The following is a 20,694-nucleotide window of genomic DNA, read 5'->3' on the forward strand; positions in this document are numbered from 1 at the left end:
GGGGCTGAGCCGACTGCGCGTCCGTTGCCACCGGGCCCATTACCAGAGCGCAGGCGCATAGGACCGCAACGGCCAAGTGCCTGAGGGATAGCGCACAATATGTCATGATGACGTTGTCATTCCGCACAAAACACCGATCATAGCCAAATCTTTTTCCCTCTTTGATTGATAAGACAGGCTGTGCCTTGTCCTTGCTCCGCCTGGCTGATGGCCGCGCTTGCAGAACCGTTGCTGCAACTCCGGGCAAAGCGTTCGCCATCCTCTACGCCTGCGTTGGCGGCGCGGCTTCCCGCTAATATCTGGTTCACCACTACAGGGCCGTTTACCGGCCCGCCTGAGTCTTTTTCAAGCTCTTCTATAGCGCTGGCTAGCTGGATGGGGCGTATGTTGCCGAACCCGATGTTGGGTGCCTGGGCCAGAAAATCGCTTGAGCGTGGTGCGGCTGGCGTCTCAGGCGGATCAGTAACCGGCCTGACTGGTGCCGGAGCCGGTGGATCATCCTGCGTCACCGCGACAGGCGGCTTAGGAATATCACCACGGTCTTCATCGTTCGCGTCCGGTTCCTTGGGGGTTTCTCCCGATACTAGAGCATTTCCTCCATCCGAATTTGCTATATTCCGACCGCCCTCATTGTTGTCTGAACCGGGCATTACGAAAGCATAGATACCCGCAACGAGAAGCAGACATGCCACAAGGCCTGCCAAAACAGGAAACGGCTTGCGCTTCTCGCCATTCTTGTCGGCATCTGTCATTTTGCCTGGAACGGCGCGGTCAAGATCTAGCATGTCGGTCCATTGCGCGATGGAACGAGGCCGTTGCTTTATATCCCACTCGACTGCGGACCGGAGGCCGCGAGCAACACTGTTTGGATAGTCTGATGGGATAGAAGCAAGGGCCTTGCTCAATGCTTCCAGTTGCCGCGATCCTTGGGCGCGGGTGCTCATCAGGGCTGTCGGGCCTAAGCTCAGAGGCTTCGTCGCAATCTCCAGCAGCATCAGCCCGGCGCTGTAAATATCGGTCCACGGCCCGATCTCATCGCCGCGCCCCTTGCCCGCGGCAAGCTGTTCCGCTTCATGGATAAGTTCATGCGGGGCATAGCGTTGCGTATAGGCAGGAACGTAAGACGTATCGCCATCACCGCTTCCTGTCATGGATCGCGAAAGGCCCACGTCGATCAGTACAGGCGCCGTGGCAGACTGATTGCGGAACATGACATTGCCCGGCTTGATGTCGCAATGAATGATCGGGTTGGAAGGCAAGGCGGTATGAAGTTCGCTCAACCCGTCGAGCAACTTGTCCGTAAATGGCCGGAAGATCGCATAAGGCCACGGTGCCGGATTGGTGCCTGCCGCGCGCCCGGTGCCCAGAACATCCCGCAACGATCCCCCGCGCAGGTATTCCATCACATAATAGGCTGTCCCGTTCGCCTCGAAGAAATCATATACTATGGGCAGTGGTGATGTAGCGAAGGCGGACAAGGCAATCTCGCGCATCCGGTCGTCGAAATCGACAATAACGTCGAGGGCGTCATCTGTGAGGTCCGAGCGGGTTCCCAGATGGGGCAGGCGTTCCATGAAGGCACTCACCCGCTCTATCCGTTCTCTGTCTGCACCCGCCAGATCGGTTGCGCCAGCTTTATGAACTGCGGTAATCGCACGCAGGCAGGTCAGCAAAAACAGGCGCTCCGCCTCTTTGCGAAAGCGGGTGAGAAACAGGTTAAAATGCTCTACCCTCTCGAAGCCAGAGCTGGGCTGGACGCGTGACTCGCCAAGCGAGCGCTCTGCGAATTGGGCGGGGAAAAACTCCTTTACTGCAACAGCTTCGCCAGGCTGCAACCAGAGATATTGCGAGTAATCGAGGTCGGATGGTCCCGCCAGCGCCTCCTTGCGCGCCAAATAGGTTATGCCAAACCCCCCTGCGCCCAGACATCTGTCTATGACATAGCGCGGCTCTGCTGCGGAATTTGAGTGAGACCCTCCCCGCAGTGGCGATATAACCGATCCTGGTTGAAGCTCCCCCAATTATGCCTCCGCTTGGTGTCACTTCGCCCTAGTTGGGCAGAACCTCTTTCGAGATCTTGCCGTCAGCGGCGTCGAAGAAGGCAAGACCCATGATCCATGCCAACCTACCGGGGCGGGTGAAGAACAGCGTCTTACGTGCGAATACAAGCTCTTCCGACAGCACACGCAGCAGAGCCGCGCCTGCCTTCAGCTCTTCAGGTGTGAACACCTTGCCGGAAGCCATACGTCCCAGATCGCCAGCGATGAGATCCTTGTGGGCGCCTGCTGGGATGGCACTGGTATCAACTGCGAAGAGGTTTGCCTGATCGGTTTGGGCGAGGGTGCAAAACCGATCAATATCCGCTGGCTTCAGCGGGACATAACGATCCGTATTCAGCGGCGCCTGCGTGGTCGCCAGCACCCACGGAAGCCCCCCGTTGAGATATACGCGGTTGCGCTGTGCCATGATTGCGCCGGCGCTGATCACCATCTTGCGAATTTCGGCGCGCAGATCAGCATCGGCCAGGCGGTTGGCGGCTGCCGTGAAACTTTCGTCTTCGCCTTGTGCCGATGAAACTTTGCGGGCGAAGCTCTTTGTTCCGAAATCCATGCTGAAATGATGGAATTGTTCAGAGGCGTCGGGTGCTGTGCTGACATAGCACCCTTTTGTGTTCCCTGACCCTATATCGATCATCGTGACCTGTGGCCGTCGATGGCTGAGGCGCACCTTGTTGACCACGCCGTCGAACGTGTATTCGGTTTCTTTCTGTACCGAAATGAAATTCATGACGAGGCCGGTCCGCTCGGCTACAGCCTTTGCCACAGCGTCGCGAACGTCGGCTTTGGATGCTACGCCGCTGGACCCAACCAGCTTTATGGCCTCAAAGGCAAGGCCTGTGGCTTTGATCTGTGTGATGGCTTTCGCGACCGCCTCTGCCACCAAAGGCGCGTTGCCGGGGTCGATGGCATTGGCCTCTGTCGGCTCGAATGCTTTCATCACCTCAAGATCAGGCTCCAGGCCGCGCTTGATGCGAACGATTGAGGGCTTCACGCCGCTCGATCCTACTTCGATCAATGCCCATGGCTTGCCATCGCGAGGGGGCTCTGCCGCAAAAAGTGGCGGTACTACCGACAGTGCGGCGCATCCCCCCATTGCCAGAAGGATGTCTCGACGGTCCATCGACGATTTCATACTCATCCTTTTACTCCCAGCGGCCATTTTCGGCCCAGTTGAAGTTTGGCGAACAGAAGGGAACAAAGCGCAGCGTAGTATCGCCCAGAACGATGTCCTGCATCGGCTCCAGTTCCTGCGCGGATAGCACCGGCTTGTTATTGGTATAGCAGATGAAGCGGCCGTCGCCGGGGCTGAGGTAGAACCCCCCACTGCGCGGATCGAATGTAACCCGGCAATGCGCTCCTTCCTCTATGCCCTTGTCGCCGAACTCCAGCCTGATGCGCGCACTGCCGCCCTTCCCCACAGAGTTGATGCCCGATACGATACGGAAATCCGCTCCTTTGCCCGGTCCATCGACAATCACGAGCCAGCCGACGACGGCTTCTTCTATACCACGTTTTGGGGCTTTGATTTCAGCAGAATCTGACGGAATCGGCGCGCGGGGGGTCTGATCATCGCGATCCGGCGTGATTGTCAGAGCATCTATTGCTGCCGGCTCTGGCGCTCGTTGAGGACGAGGCTTGCGGGTGGGGCCCCATGATGTTTTGGTTGTTTCCGACATGATCTGCCTCTGCTCTGGTTATTTATGATGTTTCATCTTGGGATGATCCCTGCCCGGCCTTACTAGGATTGGGTGCAGGAGTCGGCTCCGCCGGTTGTGCCGATTTTGTCGCAGGCCCGTTCCCTGTGAGCGTCGGTTTAAGCGGCTCGCCCTTATCGCCAGCGTTGGATCGCTCCGTCCGTTTAACAACTGGAGCAGGCTTTTCCACGACAGCCGGTGTATCAACAAGCCGGGTCGTGGCATCCGCCTTGGTTACGGCGGGTTGCGGCACCGGCGGCACCCCCGCTATAGGCACACGCGCCTTGGCTGTATCGCCCGTCACGCTGGCGTTGTCGGCCGCTTCTTCGATTTTCTCCTTGTCCGGGCTTAGGATCAGCCAAGTTCCCAACGCGCCAAGAATGGTGCCAAGAGCAAGGCCGGCGAGCAAGCCTGTGAGCAAACCGACCTGCCATTGTCTGGACGTTCGACGGCCTGACGGTGATGACTTGCGCTCAGCCTTTTTGTTCGCGCTGCCCGCCGCGACATCTCCAATACTTGCCGAGCCGCCGAAGATGACTGCTACCGTTGTATTATCCTGCCGGGGGCGTTGCGCTTGCTCCACTGCTGCAATCAGGGCTTCTGCGGCACTCGGTGCATCTGCGCTTCCTCGCACGATAGCGGCGATGCGGTCCATCTCGATTGTCTCGATGCCATCCGTGGCCAGCACCAGTATCTCATCCTCAGAGAAGCGGCGCCAAACGGTATGATCATCCACAAGCGGGATATGGCTTCCCATCACTGCCGAGCGGAGCATATTGGCAGACGGCACCGCCGATACATCACCACCGGTTTCCTCAGTGCGCCGTCGTTCCTCGCGAAAGGAATGGTCCTCGTTGATGCGGGAAATGCCCTCCTTGCGTATGCTGAGGAGCAGGCTGTCCCCAACGCTCAGCCAACGGAAGGCGGATCCCTCCTCATTCAATTCGAGCGCGACGACAGTGCAGCCCATTCCATCAGCAGAGCTGTTGCGCGCAACGAAATCCGCAAGACGTTCGTTTGCCCAGTCCAGCGCCTCGCGCAAGATCGTCGCCTCTCCGCTCGTATCCCGCTGATAGGCAGTGATGAAGGATTTAACGGCAAGCTCGCTCGCTACATCCCCGGCGGCATGTCCACCCATGCCATCCGCGACCACAACAAGCCTTGGGCGTCCCATGGCGCCGTCAACGAATTCTTCCGTCCAGGCAATGCTGTCTTCCTGGGCCTTGCGCTGCCCAATCGTCTTGGCAGAGCCGAACGCGTTGAATTGGCTCACGGGTTGCTATCCTTCGCCGCCGGCAAATCCTGCCAGTCGAACTCCGGGGAGCAAAGCTGGATGAAGCGCAGAGTGGTGTGGCCGATTTCAATCTGCATGTTCGGCGTGAGGGGCAGTGGCGCCAGAACAGGCCGCCCATCAATATATGTCAATCCCGTTCCCTCACCGGGCCGGACATAGAATGATCGGCCCTTTGCGTCATAGATGATCCGAGCGTGGGGACCGCGCGAGATGGATTCATCGCCGAAGTTCAACGGAACCTCTACATTCGCGCCGCGCCCGATGCTGTTGGAGCCATAGAACAAAGGGAGAGCGTTGCCGAAACCGGGTCCATTTACTATCGCCAGCCAGCCAACCGGAACTTCCGACAGATCTATTTTGCCGCTTTGCTTCGGCGATTTGAAAAGGCGTGTGCGTTCCTCGTCATCGTGATCGGTCCCAGCGGCGTTACTATCTTGACGCACTGCGTCCTGTTTTTTCCCCGCATCGCCCGACCCGCTGTTCCTTGCAATCCTCGTCGCCTTCTCGCCGTCGACATCGTCCGGGTCGACTCCCAGCCCCCAGCCTTGCTTGTCCGGTCGCGCCACTTGCGTGGGCTTGTCACCAGAACTGTCTCTTCTGTTCATGATGTTCTCCTGTAATTAACGGAATTTGCAAGTGAAGACGATGTTGGGACCGAAGCTGACACGATCGCCATTGCGTACTTCCTCCTCATGGTTCGGCGTGAGACGCCGACCGTTCAGGAAGAGTCCGTTCGCCGATCCCATGTCGCAGATAAACAGTCGGCCTGTCTGGCGCGTGAATCGTGCGTGTTCGCGGCTGACCTCTTCTTTGGGGATGACAACGTCGGCCATTTCGATCGACCGCCCGACGATAACGCCGCGCTCCAGATCGATACCGGGCAGCTTCACTGCCCCTTCCGCGCTATCAAGAACGACATCGCGATCCTGCTGGGCGGAAAGATCCTTCTCCCGCTTGCTGAGAAGAGCTGCCTGACTGGCCCGCTTGGCCAGAACAGACTTGCGGCGGCGGCTAAGCCACCAGATCAGCCCACCGAAGCCGAGTACCCCCGCGCTGCCCAGTGCGATGGGCGTGTAGCGTTCCAGCGGATCGACCGACTCCTCCAGCTGCTTATCAAGCTTTTCGGTATAGTCTTCCAGCTCCTCGGCCGTTCGTTCGGCGTCCTCCGCTATGCGGGCTTGACGCTTGGCTTCGACCTCGTTGCTGGCTGCTTCGGCAGCCCGCTGCGCGGCACGGGCAGCAGCAGCACGCTGGCGAGCTTGTTTTGCGGCTTCGCGGCCCTGATCGCGCGCTTCGGCCTGGATGCGTGCGCTCTCTTCGGCATCCGGCTTCTGTGCTGGTGCCGTTTCCGGTAGAGCGTCAGTTGCGTTGTCGCCACCCTTCGCGGGGGGAGGCGATTGGTCAGGCGCGCCTGCAGTGCCGACGGCGGGCGTATCGCCACAGGCTGCCCCGGAATATTTGGCGGCGACACCAGCCTGTTTCAGAATTGCAACCAGTTCCCGTGATGCAACGGAGAACAGGAAGGTCGACCCATCTTTGGATGCACCTTGCGTGTTGATGCCGACCACACGGTGGCACTGATCGAACAACGGTCCACCGCTATTGCCCGGTGCAATCTGTGCGCTGTGCTGTATCAGCCATGTGGGATTTTTGGCATCGCCACTACCCGCTCTGCCACTGAATACCCGCGAGACTGTGCCATAGGTCAGTGATGCAGATACCGTTTCCTCTACATTGACGACATCCGCTAGGCCAGGAAAGCCCATTGCCCAGACAGGTACGCCCAAAGCCGGAGACCCCGACGCGATTGGGAGCGCGCGACCTCCCAGACCCGGCGCGCTTAATACTGCAAGGTCATGAACCGGGCTGGAATGAAGTACCGTCGCCTTCACCGCATGGCTGCCGTCGTCTCCATTGGGCACTACCGCAAGGCCCTGCCCGGCGCTCGATACATGATGGTTGGTGACGACGATGCCGGGGGCTACGATAAACCCGGATCCGTGCCCCGCTAATTTGCCTGACGCATTTAGGATGGCGACATACACCACCGATCCCGACACCCGGCGATAGTCGAAGCTGCCAGCTTCGGCAGCATTGGAGGAAAAAAAGCTGAGCAGCGCCAGCAGTGGGGCGCATTTCGTGAGGAAGCGGCGAAGCATCGTCAGAGAATCCTTACTTCGAGTTCGTGAGATGCGAGGCGGAGCGTGTCCCCGCTCGACAACGGTACGGGCGATCGCGGTTCGAGCGGGCGCCCGTTAACGAATGTCCCCTGCGATGAGCCGCAATCTTCGACCATCAGGCTGTTCTCGCCAACGAAGAGACGCGCATGCACGCGGCTTACATCGTCAGGGCCAAACAGCACGTCGCACTCCTGGGCATTGCGCCCTATGACCACGCCCTTGCCCGTTATGGAAAGTTGAGCCGCGCTGATCTTCAAAATGCCACTCTGGCCGCGCAGCGTAACATCGCGCCAGGGCTTGATTGAGAGCGCGCGCTCGGCTTCGTCAGATCTGGCGCGCAGCACCGCGATCGATTTTTCGCGGTCCATCTCATGCCGTCGCCCACGCCGAAGCAGGAAGGCGCCTCCAACCAACAGCGCAACGAGCAAGATTGGCACGATGATGGTGATGATCATGTCGCGCTTGTGCGCTGCGCGATAATCCTTGATCGTCTCGATCAAATTTTCGGCTTTCTGTGCGACGCGCTCGTAGTTGCTGATCGAGGTTTGCAGAGACGCAAGCTTCGCCTGATTCTCGGCTGAGTTGCCTTGCTGGAAGAGGGCTGCTTGTGCTTGCAGCTCCTTCACCCGCGCGCGCGCAGCCCCGGCACGATCGCTCTCCGCAGTAATCAGGCGCGACAGCCCATCTTTATCCTTGGCTATGACGCATTTCGATGTCGAGTCCACGACGTCAATCTTGGCTTCGTCGATCAGTGCCCGCAGAGTTGGTATAACTGCTGCTTCCGTGGAATCACCGCCGGGTAGGAAGCCAACAAGCTCTCCGCAATCATTGAGGAGAGCACCGCCTTCCGGCGCGGCATCACCGGTGATACGAATAGGGTCACGGTCGATGACGAGAAAGCGCTTGGGTGATTGTAACACAGCCCGCAATTCAGGCGCTGCACCCGCATGGAGCGTGAGAGGATCGGCAAAGGCCGGTGAAGTATAAGCGAGGCGATAGGTTGTGAGGCCGGCCTTGTCGAGCAACTGTGCATTGGTCTTTACCAGTGCCAGATGCCGGTCCTTATTGACGGCAATCACGGTTCCGCCGGCTCCGGCTGCCGCACCCGCAGAATCATGACGTGTACCGCGGCCATGCTTGGCCGGGTCTGCCGCCCCTGTGCCAAAAGAGACCTGCACAACATCGCCCTTTTGCATGGAAAGGCTTGTCAGCAGCGTATCCGAGCTGATGCGAACGGCAACCCCCGCCTTGTCTGCCTTGCCCTGAGTGATGTGAGCTACCGCTGGTGCAGCAGGCTGGGGGTCGGGCTTTCGCTCAGTGGCATTGGCTGCGCCGACGGTCAGGAGTAGGCTAGTCAGCAGCGAGCGTCTGAAAGTCCGATAAATATGCATAAGTCGCATTCCCCCTCGATTATCGTGTCGCACCGCTGCGATAGCGATACCATAGAACAACAGCCGTGGCGCTGACGATCACCAAATAGTGGATCGCGAGCAGCGACAGCGAATCATTAAGCGGCTTGGCGGTCAGCGCGATCGGCCTGCCTGTGGCGGCATTGATCGTCTCGACCACTTCTCCGCTGCGCACGAAAACAGCCGTCATCGCCTCACGCAGCACATTGGTCGGCACTGCGATCGCTCCGAAGTCAGCCAGCAGTTTCGGCGGATTGGGTACGATGGAACCGATTGTGATGAGCTGTGGCACAAGGACCAACGGCACAATTGCTGTCGCTTGGCTCTCGGACACTGCCGACGCTGACACGAGTAGCCCGATCGTAACTGCCAGATACCCGGCCATGTTGATGATGAAAAACTGTGCGAAAATATTACCCGGTATGCCGTCGCTTAATAGAAGCAGAAGCAGGTGAACAAAAGCAAGTTGCACCGTCACGAACGCGGAACCCACTACGATGCGGGAGATCAGATAGGCTGTCAAAGACAAGTTCACATCGCGTTCGCGCTGGACGATGACGGCCTCTGCAACGATGTCCTTGGAGGCGCCGCTCGCCCCGATCCACATTGCGGACATGACACATAAAGTGATGAGAATTTTCTTCGACTCGACTATCTGGAAGCCTTCCCCGAAGTCGCTAAATGCCCACCCTACAAAGAAACCGATAACCACCGCCTGCACCAACGCGAGCGTGAGCGTCGGCCCGTCGGCAAGCAACAGGGAGAGGTTGCGGCGCATCAAAACACCAGTCTGATCAACTTTTTGGGCAAACGCGGTGAGAAAGGACCGCTGCTTGCGCCTGGATAGGGACGTAACCCCCTGCGACATTGTGTAATCGCTGTCTCGTCTTGGCTCCGCGACATAGCGCTTTGCCCAGCCTTCGGATGTTTCAGGCGTCAACAGCGCTATAACTTTACCCAGCCGGTCAACGCGGAAATGGTGAAGCGCATCGTCCGGGGTTCCCTGGAATACGAGATGCCCGCCGGGCGCCATCACAACAAGCTGATTGCAGAAAGCCTGAATGTTCGCCAACGCATGGGTGACGCAGATGATGGTCATGCCGTCCTTCGCCAGATTGGCCATCAGGCGCATGATCTCGAACTCGGTCTGCTCATCGAGACCGCTGGTGACTTCATCAAGAAATAGGATGCGTGGCTTGCAGAGAATTTCTGCGGCGAGGCAAGCGCGCTTCTTTTGTCCGCCGGACAGCTTACGAAATTCAATGTCCAGAAAATCGCTCATCTCGACTCGTGCCACCGCTTCGTCGATAGCGCTTCTCCGCTCCTCCGGCCGGGTATCGAGAGGCAGTCGAAGCTCCGCCACATAACCCAGCGCCTTGCGCAGTGTAAGCCGTTCATGCAGGATCTCGCGCTGTGGCACATATGCCATAAGCTGTTTGAGCGCGTTGAACTCAGTTGTTAAATCGGTTCCGTCAATGTCGACCTGTCCACCTGACAAAGGTGACCGACCAGCGATGGCGTTCATCAGGGTGGTCTTGCCCGCGCCGCTGCCGCCTATGATACAGACGACCTCGCCTTCCCGTATTGTGACCGAGCTTGGCTGGAGGATACGTCGCTGGCCTGAAACGGTGCTGACATCGACCGTCACGTCCTGCGCAACCACTAGTGGCCGATCCGGCTTCATGCGCGGCATGACGAGTGTTCCGCGCTCAAACACGAAACGGGATTGACCAATGACGATTTGGTCCCCCTCCCGCAGCATCTGTTCGCCGGCGATGCGCTGGCCATTCACGAAAGTGCCGTTGGTGCTGCCCAGATCGATCAGGTCCACACCGTTACGGCCCTGGCGCAACTCGGCATGCCGACGCGACACAGTCGGATCGTCAAGCACATAGCCGCCTTCGCCTGGATCGCGCCCGATGACTGATCCCGGACGCATGAGCGCGGGGCCGCCTCTGTTTCGGTTGCCGCCGCCATTCGCCATAGCATGGCCGATCAGCGCGGTGGTGCGATCCTCACCGTCCTGCGCCAAAGATAGGCGAACCCGTGTTTGCCCAAAGGATAGCAGGGAGCCTACCCGAACCTCCACAGCATCCGAGGCTGCGCGCCCGTCCAGCAGGATCGGGCTGCTCTCGCTCAGCGGCGTCAGCATCAATCTATTGCCGACCCGCTCCAGTTGAAGAGCCTTGCGCGGACAATAGGGATCATCGAAGCGGATATCGGCAGAGACATGCCGACCGATCAGCCATGGGCCATTGCCGGTCAGATCACGTCTGTTTCCGCTTTCGTCTATGAGCGCATACATGCCCGTTCTCCGCCTGTCCTCCTCAGCCGATCAGACGGTTACCCATTGTCCATTGCTGTTCATGCAGCGGCTTTCTTTTGCGCCAGTCGCCTTTTCCTTGTCGGTTATGGCGAGCGCATGTCCGTCACGGCAGGTTTGCTTCATCGCGACCGTAACCACGGATACCGGGCGGCTCTCTTTGTTCATCGCCATGAACTGAGTCTGATCCATCGAGGTGAGGCTCAGCGATGCGGCGGGAACCCAGCCCTCGGCTGCCCGACCGGTGCTGGACATAAGCAGCCATTTCTTGTCGGGCGTGGACGCCATCGCCACCATCTGTTTGTTGACCGGCAAGGTTTCAAACATGGTTGACCCGGAGGCCGCAGACGGCTTGCTGCGGATGTTGGCCACGCTGACGACCTTGTATACACCGCTCAGCGGAGCCGTATTGGCCGTTTCGACTGCTCGACCCTGCAATACGGGGATAGACGCCTGCGTGGAGCGTGAATATGTCTTGTCGATAATGTAGGAATATTGGCCTTGTTGGTTGTCGCCGAGTTGGACGGGGACTGTTTGGCTTTTCCCGGTGGTGAGCGCCAGTGTCATGGCCTGCTTGGCCTTTTCGCACGCCTTCTTGTCCATGTCCTTGCCTAGAAGGGCGCCAAGACCTCCCGTAACGCCGGCCATTGCTATACTGGTCTCAGTTTTATGTCCCTTCTTGCCAAATATTTGGCCCGCAACGATTCCTATAACAACACCAGCAACAGCACCGATCTTCGCGCCCTTACTAAAGCCGACGTCGCATTGCTTGCTGGCCGAAGCAGTGCTCGGCGCTGCGGTTGCGGGCAGGGAAATGGACGCAGATGAGATCATCAGGGACAGCGCAACAGCGCCGCCTATTTTGGCATGATAAGACATGATGTAATTCCCCAAGAGATTCGTTGTACGATTTTGTTGAGTAATGCTTTCAAAAACAAGTGATGCCAAGAAATTTCAGAGCAGTCCTTGTTCAAAAATGGGAACACTTCCCATCGAAATTTTGATGGTCGTTTTTTCGTGCTGTATTATGGCCTTCATTCGCAACGATAATTGCATGCTGTGCAATTGCGCGGTGCGTCCCCCAAAATAATTCATTATGAACTGATCGGCATGACAGAGGGAGGACCTGGCGCAGCAAATCTGCTTTAGCGTCCGCACACCTCTGGACGAGGCCCGGCTTAACGAATATGGTCAGGCCGTGGCGAAATAAGGGGGCGGCGCAGGTTGGGTCATGAGCCGCCTGCTCTGAAAATACATGATAGCTAGGTATTTTTCTAAGAAAACGGGTATTGGGTGCGCTTTTTTTTGTTTGCTCGCTTCGATACATTTCACACTCCTTGCTCAAACCCCGACCCAGACGACTCTGGACGAGAATGGCATAACCCTTAAGTTCTCCGCATCGCGAGCTGGCGAGCAGCTCGATTTCTTTGCGATCAACCTTGGACACCTCGGTGTATATTCGATTGGATCGGACGGGGTCATCCGTCTAAATCTGTCGCGTGTCAGTCCGCGGCCTGGCGTGTGTTTTTTTGCCGTCAATACCCAGTCACAGACGCTGATTCGGTTTAGCGCGCAGAACGGGTTCCGCAATCCCTTCTGGGAACAGCGCGGCACCACTGGCGCGCAGCGGCAGACCGACCGTTCTGTTGCCCAGATCGAGAAGGATATACGGGATTTCGAAGCCCGTCTGGTGGACGCGCGAGCAATATTGGCGCGAGAGGACGGTGGGCGCTACCGCAACGGCCAGTGTTTCCGAGCAGCGGTGAGGAGGAGGGCGCGGCCAACCTTCGGATTCGAGGGTAACGGCGCCGCAATCTATGCGGCAAGCCGCTGCGAACGCGTAATTGGTGTGCGCCCGCTCAATTGTGAGGCAGTGCTGAGCAGGGTCGAGCTGGATGACAATGCTCCCTTCTTGGCGCCACAGTGCAACACCCTCATGAGTGCATCCCGACAGGTTATTGCAGGTCCACATGACAAGAATGATGCGGCCGCACATGAGGCCATCGTCAATCGTTACGCCGGGCAGGCCGTGACAGATGCTGACAGTCGCCCTCGGCTGGCAGGGCAGTGTATAGCCGAAATCAGGCAGGCCTCGATTAGCCTGCTGAGCCAATGGCGTGAGGAGCGTGATCGCGTGAACGGTGAGGAAGACAGGGCATTCGCAGGCTGCACCAAGGCGCTCGAAATTGTCGCGGATGAGACGGTCCTGCGGCAAGAACTAGCAGAAGAACTGGCTGCTGCGCGTGCGCGCGATGCCATCCGCCCAAAGCGCGGCGCACCAGCGCCGGCCTCCCGTAGCGCCAGTGCCTATCCTTGCTCTCCCAACACAGGTAATTGAGCGATGAGCCGTTCTCCCCTTCCCAATGGCCACATCCTTCGTCCGGACCACCGCGCAGGCTCCGATGCCGGATATGTCATTCAGCGCAAGCTCGACGCCGGTGGCTTTGGCATTACTTACGAAGCGATCCGCGCGCCGGGAGACGATGCGGGCGGCGCCCACTTCTGGCTTGCTCCCTATCAGCGGGTCGCGATCAAGGAATTTTTCCCGGACGAGATAGCCGAACGGCGCGGCCTCGAAGTAGTGGTCTTGGACACGGAAGACGATTACAAAGAGATATTCCAGCAGTCGTTCGACAGGTTCCTGCGCGAGGCGGAACGGCTATACTTTCTCACCTGCCTGCGTGCATTACGCGCTGCGCTTGATGCCGTTCCCGGCTCAGATGCCGAGCGTAAGGTGCAGGATAGCATCCGCACCCGCCTGGATAGCGGCATGGACAAGGCGTTCCTGCGCAACACCGGGGCTGCCATGCGTTTGGTGAACCAGCTTGAGGGCAATCTCGAACATATTGCGCGCAAGGCCATTGAGTCCGCCCCGCTTCCTATCGTTCATGATTATTTTCTGGCTGATGGCACCGCATATTATGTGATGGAATTTCTCGATGGGCGCACGTTGCGTGACAGGCTGGCTCAGGGTCGACGCGAAGGGAGCCGCCGCAAGCAGATGTATCATGGTGTTCAGTATGATCTGATCGACCCCCCGAAAGTCGCGCAGCTTGAACACTTCATTGGCAAGTCGCTTGACGCGCTGGAAGAGCTGCACTGCGGCATCCCGGATCAGCAACTCATCCATTGCGACCTGAAGCCGGGCAACATCATGTTCCGGTCTCAGAATTCTGACGATCCGGTGCTGATCGACTTTGGGCTGGCACGAAACACGATTGGGGATCGTTCGCGAAGCATGATGGGCGGTACATCGGGCTATGCCCCGATCGAGATCGACCCGATTGCCGCCAATCAGGGAGGCAGCGCTGCCCGCGCAAGTGGCAAGGCCAGCGCGGGGCCGTGGACCGATATCTATTCCATGGCGGTAATATTGCGGATGCTCTGCACCGGCCTTGATTTCAAGGCGATGCCCTCCGCTTATTCACGCCGGATGGAGACGAGGGGCGGGCAACCGGACCCGATGACGTTGCTCCCTCCCATGCCGGACATAATCCCAACCGCGATTGCACGGGCTGTCGAACAGGGACTCGCAATCGAGCCGGAGGATCGCCCTCAATCCATCGCGCAATGGCGCAAGGCGTTCGGTATAGCACGAACAGCCATTCCCACAGGTAAGGTGGCCCCCGCTTCCGAAATATGGGGTCTTGGATCAGAGAGTGCAGATACCGACATCCGGGATCAGGACGAGAACCAGGCAACCCTCTCGGTTCAACCGTTCCGGTCCACGCATAACAGTAAGGATGATGACGCGGACGCCCTGGATTCGTCGGCGTACGAGGCACCGGGGCCGAGGTTACGTGTCAGCCACAACCAGCTTGTTACTGCCGGCGTAGGCGCTCTCTCCGTGCTGTTGCTCGGATTTGGGGTGATGCAATTAATGGATGGCAAAACTGCCGCGCCTGACAGCGCGACCGTTCCGGTCTCCGAAATCCAAAACATTGCAGGCAGTGGCGCTGAAATCGCCAATGGAGACCTGACACAGCAGCCGGATCCGCGCGTGGCGCAAGTACAGGGAACACCAGTGCAGGGAGCGCCAATACAGCTTCCTGTCACTGGTCTTAATCCCCAGATGCCATCCGGCCCTTTGCCAATGCCACAGCCAGCGCCCCAGCCAGCGGTGCCTGAGCCGCCCGTTGTAGCGGCTCAGATGCGCCGGTTTGGGGAACTGGGCATCGCTGTCCGCAGCATTACTGATCGCAGCCGTCTGTCTTCCATGATGATGTCAGGGGCAACCCCCAACGATCCGGTTGTCGTAACACAGGTGTTCAAGAATGTTCGATTTAACATTAATGACGTCTACGTCAGCAGTTGCAGCGGCCAGTCCGCTATGGCGGAACTGGTGCGCGCAAATGCGGGTCAACAGGCATGCCTCCAGACCGATAGTGGGGATGGGGTGTATATCAACTGATATGGACCTGTGGCTTATCGGGCGGGGCGTATGACCACCTTAGTTGACAGCGACAGCATCCTGCGCACTCTGTTCGAAGGACGGATTGCTCTGATGCTGGAGGATGTTCCTGATTTTGGCGAGCCGGTTCGTCGTGCACTTCTCAATGCGGGGTTCCAGGAGGTGGTGCTGGTCAGCACAGGCGATCAGGCGTTGGCGCTTGCGATGTGCCAGCGCTTTGACGTGCTGCTGCTCGACAGAAACAATCCGGGGCTTGATGGGCTAGAGGTGTTGCGCCGTGTTCGTGCGGCTGGCGATCCTGAACGGACGAGCAGAGATGCCGTCGCCCTCGTCATATCCATGTACGGGTCAGACGAAGACAGGCTTGAGGGACTGATGGCCGGTGCCAACGATTATATCCCGAAACGGGTCGACTTCCCTGAACGGGAGGTTGTGCTGCGCGTCGCTTCTCAGTTGATGGTTACGCCCAGGCCTGCCGCGCCTGCCAGAACAGCCGAGGTCGAAGAGATCAGCTATGGCGGCCTGCGCTTTCTGCTGCGCCCGCGCACGCTATTTTTCCAGAACTTGGCTATCGATGCCGGAGGCGGCAAGCTGCCCTTGGCGATTATCGAGGCATTGATCCGCGCGAAAGGTGTTCCTTTATCCCACACCATGTTATGGGATAGTTGTTGGGTAGACTGGCGATTTCGGCCAGACACCTATGTCAATGTTGTCGATACACGTATCAAGGCTGTTCGCAAGCGCCTTAGCGAGCAGATGCCAGACGGATTACGAGACCGTCATAGTGTTATCGCCAATGTATGGCAGGAAGGTTTCGTCATTCGCGACAACGCAGAATGGCGCCCTGACACATGATGATGCGCCCCTTCCTTCTGATAGCGACCCTGGGTGGATCCCTGTCGGCGTTTGGTGTGTTGTTGACCGCGAGGATCGCTTCGTCTTCGCAGGCGGAAGCAATTCAGGCGCGAGTCGAGGCGCAAGCTGTCGCCATTGCAGAACATGGCGATACTATTCCTGACTATGTACGGGCGCTTGCCCAATCCCAATCTGTTTTGGACGCATGCACAAGGAGCGCGCCCGGAAGCCTTATCGTCATGCTGCGTGAAGAGGGGCGGCCGCTACAGGCAACTGGCTCGATACTGGCGTGGCCGGGCGCAAGCGATGGCATTTTTCGTGTTGCCGTCAATCCCCCCGAACATTGCGCATTGGAACATAGTGTCGAGGCAATTGGTGTCGTGCGTACATACTCTGGTGGCCAGTTTATGGTCGCGCAGCTTGCTGAGCGCGACCCGTCGCTCAGGCAGGCTGCGCTCCTGATTGCTGTCTGCCTCGTCGTGCTGAATGTCGGATTGGCCTATGTGCTGGGTCGCCGCGCGGAACAGTCGCAGGTGGCGCGCATAGGCCGCCTGACGCGCGTGCTTGATGCGATCGAGACATCCGGTTTCACTGTGCGGGCCGAGCCGGATGGACGCGGCGCGGCTTTCGATCTGTTGGTCAATCATGTGAATGCCATGATTGCTCGCATGGGCGATCTTACCGGCAATCTGTCGCGCCTCACACTACATATCGCCCATGATTTGCGATCTCCGCTGGAGATTCTTCAGCGGCATTTGCGGCGGCTGCACCAGCAAATGGGGGATAGCGACATCGGTTCAGAGATGTCAGAAGCGCGGGAGAAGGTGACTGCCCTCATGGCGCGGTGCGAGCAACTGCTTGCCATTGCGCGGATAGAAACGACCAGTACTGCCAGCTTTACTTCGGTTCCGTTGCGCGAGCAGCTCAGCATGCTGATTGAAGATATGTTTCTGGACCATTCGATCAGTTGCAACGTCTCGCTTGATCTCGAAGCGCCGATGGAGCTGAACGTTCCCGGCCAGCCTGAAATGATCCAGCGCATGTTTACCAACCTCTTGCAGAATGCGCTGAAGTTCGCCAAGCCGGGTACGGCCATTCTTGTCCGGCTGACCCGTGACGGCGTGATGGCCTGCGTTCGCATCTCCAACACGGGGCCGATCGTATCGGGAGATCGGCTCGATCAGATTTTCGACCCTCATGTCGCCACCTCGGTTACCAGTGGGGGAGGCTATGGTCTGGGCCTGCCATTCGTTCGGGCTGCGGCACGGCGTCACGGCGGGGACGCCTATGCAGAGCCTATTGCGGATGGGATGTGCATGGTCGTCCGCCTCCCTATCGGACGAGATCCGATCGTTTCCTGACATCAGTCTGCTGTCCTGCTGCACTGCGCGTCTGACGTGGACTGTCGCGTATCGCGCGGCGCGCGCCAGAAGCTCGACAGAAGATTCGAATCCTTCAGACCGCTAAACAGGGTTCATAGCCGGGCTGGCAACAAGACGATGGCCCGAACAAGCTGACAGAGATGTTTCGCCTATGTGAACCTATAGCATGAAAGGATTGAACAATGTCCGTTTTCAAGAAAATGACCATTGCCACACTGGCTCTTCTTTCCGTCGTATCAACTTCGGCCAATGCGTATGATACGCAGAACCGCCGTATTCGGATCAATAATTATTCCAGTCTGCCTGTATATCACCTCTACATCAGCAATGCTGGCAGCAGGCGCTGGAACAGCGATCAGCTTGGCGCGTCCGAATCTATCGGCAGCAACCGGTCACAGGTCTGGAATGTCGATGACGGATCTGGCTACTGTCGGTTTGATTTCAAATTCGTCATGTCTGACGGGTCGACGCGCTACAAGTATAATTACAATGTCTGCGAAGCGAGTTATCTGGATGTTATAGACTGATCTCTCGGCATGCCGGCCTTCCTTCCTCCAAACTGCCCGGTGCCTTACCGCACCGGGCACCTCTTTTACGGTGAACACTCATGCAATTACGCCTGAAAAAGCACTTTTTCGCCTTGGGATGCCTGGCTGCGCTCGCTGCCTGCGTAAGCCCAGAAACAAACATTCGGCGCGGGCTTGTTGACGCAGGCTTGAACGCGGCGATGGCACAGTGCATGGCCAAACCTATGGCGCAGCAGCTCAGTACACAGCAGTTGTTGAAACTCCGCTCGTTCAGCAAATCGAAGGAACGCAATCCCGGTAATGTAAGGCAGGGGAGCCTCAGTCTGGGTGATGTTGTCAATGGCATGTACGCGCTGAACGATCCTGAGATTGTCGCCATTGTTGCGGCGGCGGCCTTGCAGTGTACCCTGTCTGCTAAATAGGGAGGTTCTCACAGTCCGTTTCCAAACAGACTCTCAAAAGCAGCGTGGCCTTGCGTTGCCGAGACTCGGCGCACTATAGCGTTGTCATGTCCGATGATCTGTTCGCATCCGCCCCTTCCACATCCTCCGGCAACTATGACGCCTCCTCGATCGAGGTGCTGGAGGGGCTGGAGCCTGTCCGCCGCCGCCCCGGCATGTATATCGGCGGGACGGATGAGCGCGCGTTGCATCATCTGGCTTCCGAAGTGCTCGACAATGCGATGGACGAGGCTGTGGCGGGCCACGCGACGCGGATCGAGCTGGTGTTCGAACCGGGAAACCGCCTGACGATCACCGATAACGGCCGGGGTATCCCGGTCGATCCGCATCCCAAGTTCCCGGACAAGTCGGCGCTTGAGGTGATCCTCACCACGCTCCATTCGGGCGGTAAATTCTCGGACAAGGCCTATTCCACCTCCGGCGGTCTGCACGGCGTGGGCGTTTCGGTGGTGAACGCGCTGTCGTCTGACACTTGCGTGGAGGTCGCCCGCAACAAGGAGCTGTTTCGCCAGCGGTTCAGCAAGGGCCATCCGGTCAGCGCGCTGGAAAAGGTCGGCGCGGCGCCCAACCGGCGCGGCACCTCCGTTACTTTCGTGCCCGATACGGAGATTTTCGGCGCGCAGAATTTCAAGCCCGCGCGCCTGCACAAGCTCGCCCGGTCCAAGGCCTATCTGTTCGCGGGGGTGGAGATACGCTGGCGCTGTGACCCGGCGTTGATCAGCGACGATACGCCCGCCGAGGCGGTGTTCCAGTTCCCCGGCGGGCTGGCCGATCATCTCGCCGAGCAGGTTGCAGAGCGGCAGTGCGCCACCAAGGACTTCTTCACCGGCACGCAGGATTTCGGCACCGCGACCGGGCGCGCGGAATGGGCGATCGCCTGGCCGCTCTGGTCAGACGGATCCTACTCCTGGTATTGCAACACCATCCCCACGCCCGATGGCGGCACGCATGAAGCGGGGCTGCGCGCGGCGCTGGTGAAGGGCATCCGCGCCTTTGGCGATTTGGCGGGGGTCAAGAAGGCGAAGGACATCACCGCTGAAGACGTGATGACAGGGTGCGAGCTGATGCTCAGCGTCTTTATCCGCGATCCGCAGTTCCAGAGCCAGACCAAAGATCGCCTGACGTCGCCGGAGGCATCAGGCCTCGTCGAAAAGGCGGTGCGCGACCATTTCGACCATTTCCTTGCCGACAACATGGACCGGGGCAAGGCTCTGCTCTCCTATGTGATCGACCGGATGGACGAGCGCCTCGCCCGCAAGGCCGAGAAGGAAGTAAAGCGCAAGACGGCGACCTCAGGGCGCAAGCTGCGCCTGCCGGGCAAGCTCACCGATTGCAGCGCGGACGACCCGGCAGGCACCGAAATCTTCATCGTCGAGGGCGATAGCGCGGGCGGCTCCGCCAAGCAGGCGCGGGACCGCAAGACGCAGGCGATCCTGCCCATTCGCGGCAAGATATTGAACGTAGCATCGGCCACATCGGCCAAGATCCTTGCCAACAGCGAGATCGCGGATCTTATTCTGGCGATAGGCTGCGGCACGCGCAAGGACTGCAACCCCGATCTGCTGCGCTATGAACGCATCGTCATCATGACTGATGCGGATGTCGACGGCGCGCATATCGCGACCCTGTTGATGACGTTCTTTTTTCAGGAAATGCCGGAGCTGGTGAAGCGCGGGCACCTCTACCTCGCGCAGCCGCCGCTTTATCGGCTCACCACCGGCGGCAAGAGCATCTATGCGCGCGATGACGCGCACAAGGACGAAATTCTTGCCAACGAGCTGAAGGGCAAGAAGGTCGATGTCTCGCGCTTCAAGGGGCTGGGCGAGATGAACCCGACTCAGCTGCGCGAGACGACGATGGACCCGAAGACGCGCGGCATGATCCGCATCACATTGCCGCAGGAATATGAGGAAGCGGCGGCGGTGCGCGATCTGGTCGACCGGCTGATGGGCACCAACCCCGCCCACCGCTTTGCGTTCATACAAGACAATGCGGCGGCGGTGGACGACGACATGATCGACGCCTGACGAGCGGGCCCGGTCTGGCCGCGCGCCCGACCATGGAACAGAATGTCACCCGGATGGTTTTCTTCTCGCCA

16 protein-coding genes are annotated in these 20,694 nt (G+C 58.8%); 7 read left to right on the top strand and 9 right to left on the bottom strand.

Annotation, left to right across the window (positions count from 1 at the left end):
• Nucleotides 1-137: 137 nt before the first annotated feature.
• The 9 genes from EQG66_RS06140 to EQG66_RS06180 form a co-directional block, all read right to left on the bottom strand.
• Complete coding sequence (locus tag EQG66_RS06140; RefSeq protein WP_129403716.1) at nt 138-1,895, bottom strand: serine/threonine-protein kinase; 1,758 nt, start codon at nt 1,893-1,895, stop codon at nt 138-140.
• 154 nt (nt 1,896-2,049) lie between these two features.
• Nucleotides 2,050-3,192 carry a Ppx/GppA phosphatase family protein gene (locus EQG66_RS06145; protein WP_164975605.1) on the bottom strand — a complete coding sequence of 381 codons (1,143 nt, stop codon included), beginning with the start codon at nt 3,190-3,192 and terminating at the stop codon, nt 2,050-2,052.
• A gap of 10 nt (nt 3,193-3,202) precedes the next feature.
• Nucleotides 3,203-3,538, bottom strand: a complete 336-nt coding sequence (locus EQG66_RS06150; protein WP_129403718.1) for an FHA domain-containing protein — start codon at nt 3,536-3,538, stop codon at nt 3,203-3,205.
• 220 nt (nt 3,539-3,758) lie between these two features.
• Entirely contained in the window at nt 3,759-5,027 is a 1,269-nt protein-coding gene (locus EQG66_RS06155) for a PP2C family protein-serine/threonine phosphatase (RefSeq protein ID WP_129403719.1), read from the bottom strand.
• Nucleotides 5,024-5,653 carry an FHA domain-containing protein gene (locus tag EQG66_RS06160; RefSeq protein WP_129403720.1) on the bottom strand — a complete coding sequence of 210 codons (630 nt, stop codon included), beginning with the start codon at nt 5,651-5,653 and terminating at the stop codon, nt 5,024-5,026. The genes EQG66_RS06155 and EQG66_RS06160 overlap by 4 nt, the downstream gene beginning before the upstream one ends.
• Before the next feature lie 15 nt (nt 5,654-5,668).
• Nucleotides 5,669-7,207: a trypsin-like peptidase domain-containing protein gene (locus EQG66_RS06165; protein ID WP_129403721.1), complete on the bottom strand. Its 1,539-nt coding sequence runs from the start codon at nt 7,205-7,207 to the stop codon at nt 5,669-5,671.
• A gap of 2 nt (nt 7,208-7,209) precedes the next feature.
• Nucleotides 7,210-8,619, bottom strand: a complete 1,410-nt coding sequence (locus EQG66_RS06170; protein WP_164975606.1) for an FHA domain-containing protein — start codon at nt 8,617-8,619, stop codon at nt 7,210-7,212.
• Between the two features lie 19 nt (nt 8,620-8,638).
• Entirely contained in the window at nt 8,639-10,942 is a 2,304-nt protein-coding gene (locus EQG66_RS06175; protein ID WP_129403723.1) for an ATP-binding cassette domain-containing protein, read from the bottom strand.
• Nucleotides 10,943-10,972: 30 nt separating this feature from the next.
• Nucleotides 10,973-11,908 carry a hypothetical protein gene (locus EQG66_RS06180; RefSeq protein WP_129403724.1) on the bottom strand — a complete coding sequence of 312 codons (936 nt, stop codon included), beginning with the start codon at nt 11,906-11,908 and terminating at the stop codon, nt 10,973-10,975.
• Nucleotides 11,909-12,215: 307 nt separating this feature from the next.
• Between EQG66_RS06180 and EQG66_RS06185 the strand changes: the two genes are divergently transcribed.
• The 7 genes from EQG66_RS06185 (at nt 12,216) to parE (ending at nt 20,623) form a co-directional block, all read left to right on the top strand.
• The gene (locus tag EQG66_RS06185) at nt 12,216-13,298 is read left to right on the top strand and encodes a hypothetical protein (RefSeq protein ID WP_129403725.1); all 1,083 of its coding nucleotides are present in this window, start codon (nt 12,216-12,218) and stop codon (nt 13,296-13,298) included.
• Nucleotides 13,299-13,301: 3 nt separating this feature from the next.
• Nucleotides 13,302-15,371, top strand: coding sequence for a serine/threonine protein kinase (locus EQG66_RS06190; RefSeq protein WP_129403726.1), 2,070 nt, complete (start codon nt 13,302-13,304; stop codon nt 15,369-15,371).
• Between the two features lie 30 nt (nt 15,372-15,401).
• Nucleotides 15,402-16,226: a response regulator transcription factor gene (locus EQG66_RS06195; protein WP_129403727.1), complete on the top strand. Its 825-nt coding sequence runs from the start codon at nt 15,402-15,404 to the stop codon at nt 16,224-16,226.
• 239 nt (nt 16,227-16,465) lie between these two features.
• Nucleotides 16,466-17,587 carry a sensor histidine kinase gene (locus tag EQG66_RS06200; RefSeq protein WP_164975608.1) on the top strand — a complete coding sequence of 374 codons (1,122 nt, stop codon included), beginning with the start codon at nt 16,466-16,468 and terminating at the stop codon, nt 17,585-17,587.
• A 203-nt stretch (nt 17,588-17,790) separates the two neighbouring features.
• The gene (locus EQG66_RS06205; RefSeq protein ID WP_129403729.1) at nt 17,791-18,135 is read left to right on the top strand and encodes a hypothetical protein; all 345 of its coding nucleotides are present in this window, start codon (nt 17,791-17,793) and stop codon (nt 18,133-18,135) included.
• A gap of 80 nt (nt 18,136-18,215) precedes the next feature.
• Nucleotides 18,216-18,557, top strand: a complete 342-nt coding sequence (locus EQG66_RS06210; RefSeq protein WP_129403730.1) for a hypothetical protein — start codon at nt 18,216-18,218, stop codon at nt 18,555-18,557.
• Nucleotides 18,558-18,643: 86 nt separating this feature from the next.
• The gene (gene parE / locus EQG66_RS06215) at nt 18,644-20,623 is read left to right on the top strand and encodes a DNA topoisomerase IV subunit B (protein WP_129403731.1); all 1,980 of its coding nucleotides are present in this window, start codon (nt 18,644-18,646) and stop codon (nt 20,621-20,623) included.
• Nucleotides 20,624-20,694: the final 71 nt, after the last annotated feature.

The sequence above is a fragment of the Sphingobium fluviale genome (assembly GCF_004122115.1).
In the GTDB taxonomy this organism is placed as follows: Bacteria; Pseudomonadota; Alphaproteobacteria; order Sphingomonadales; family Sphingomonadaceae; genus Sphingobium; species Sphingobium fluviale.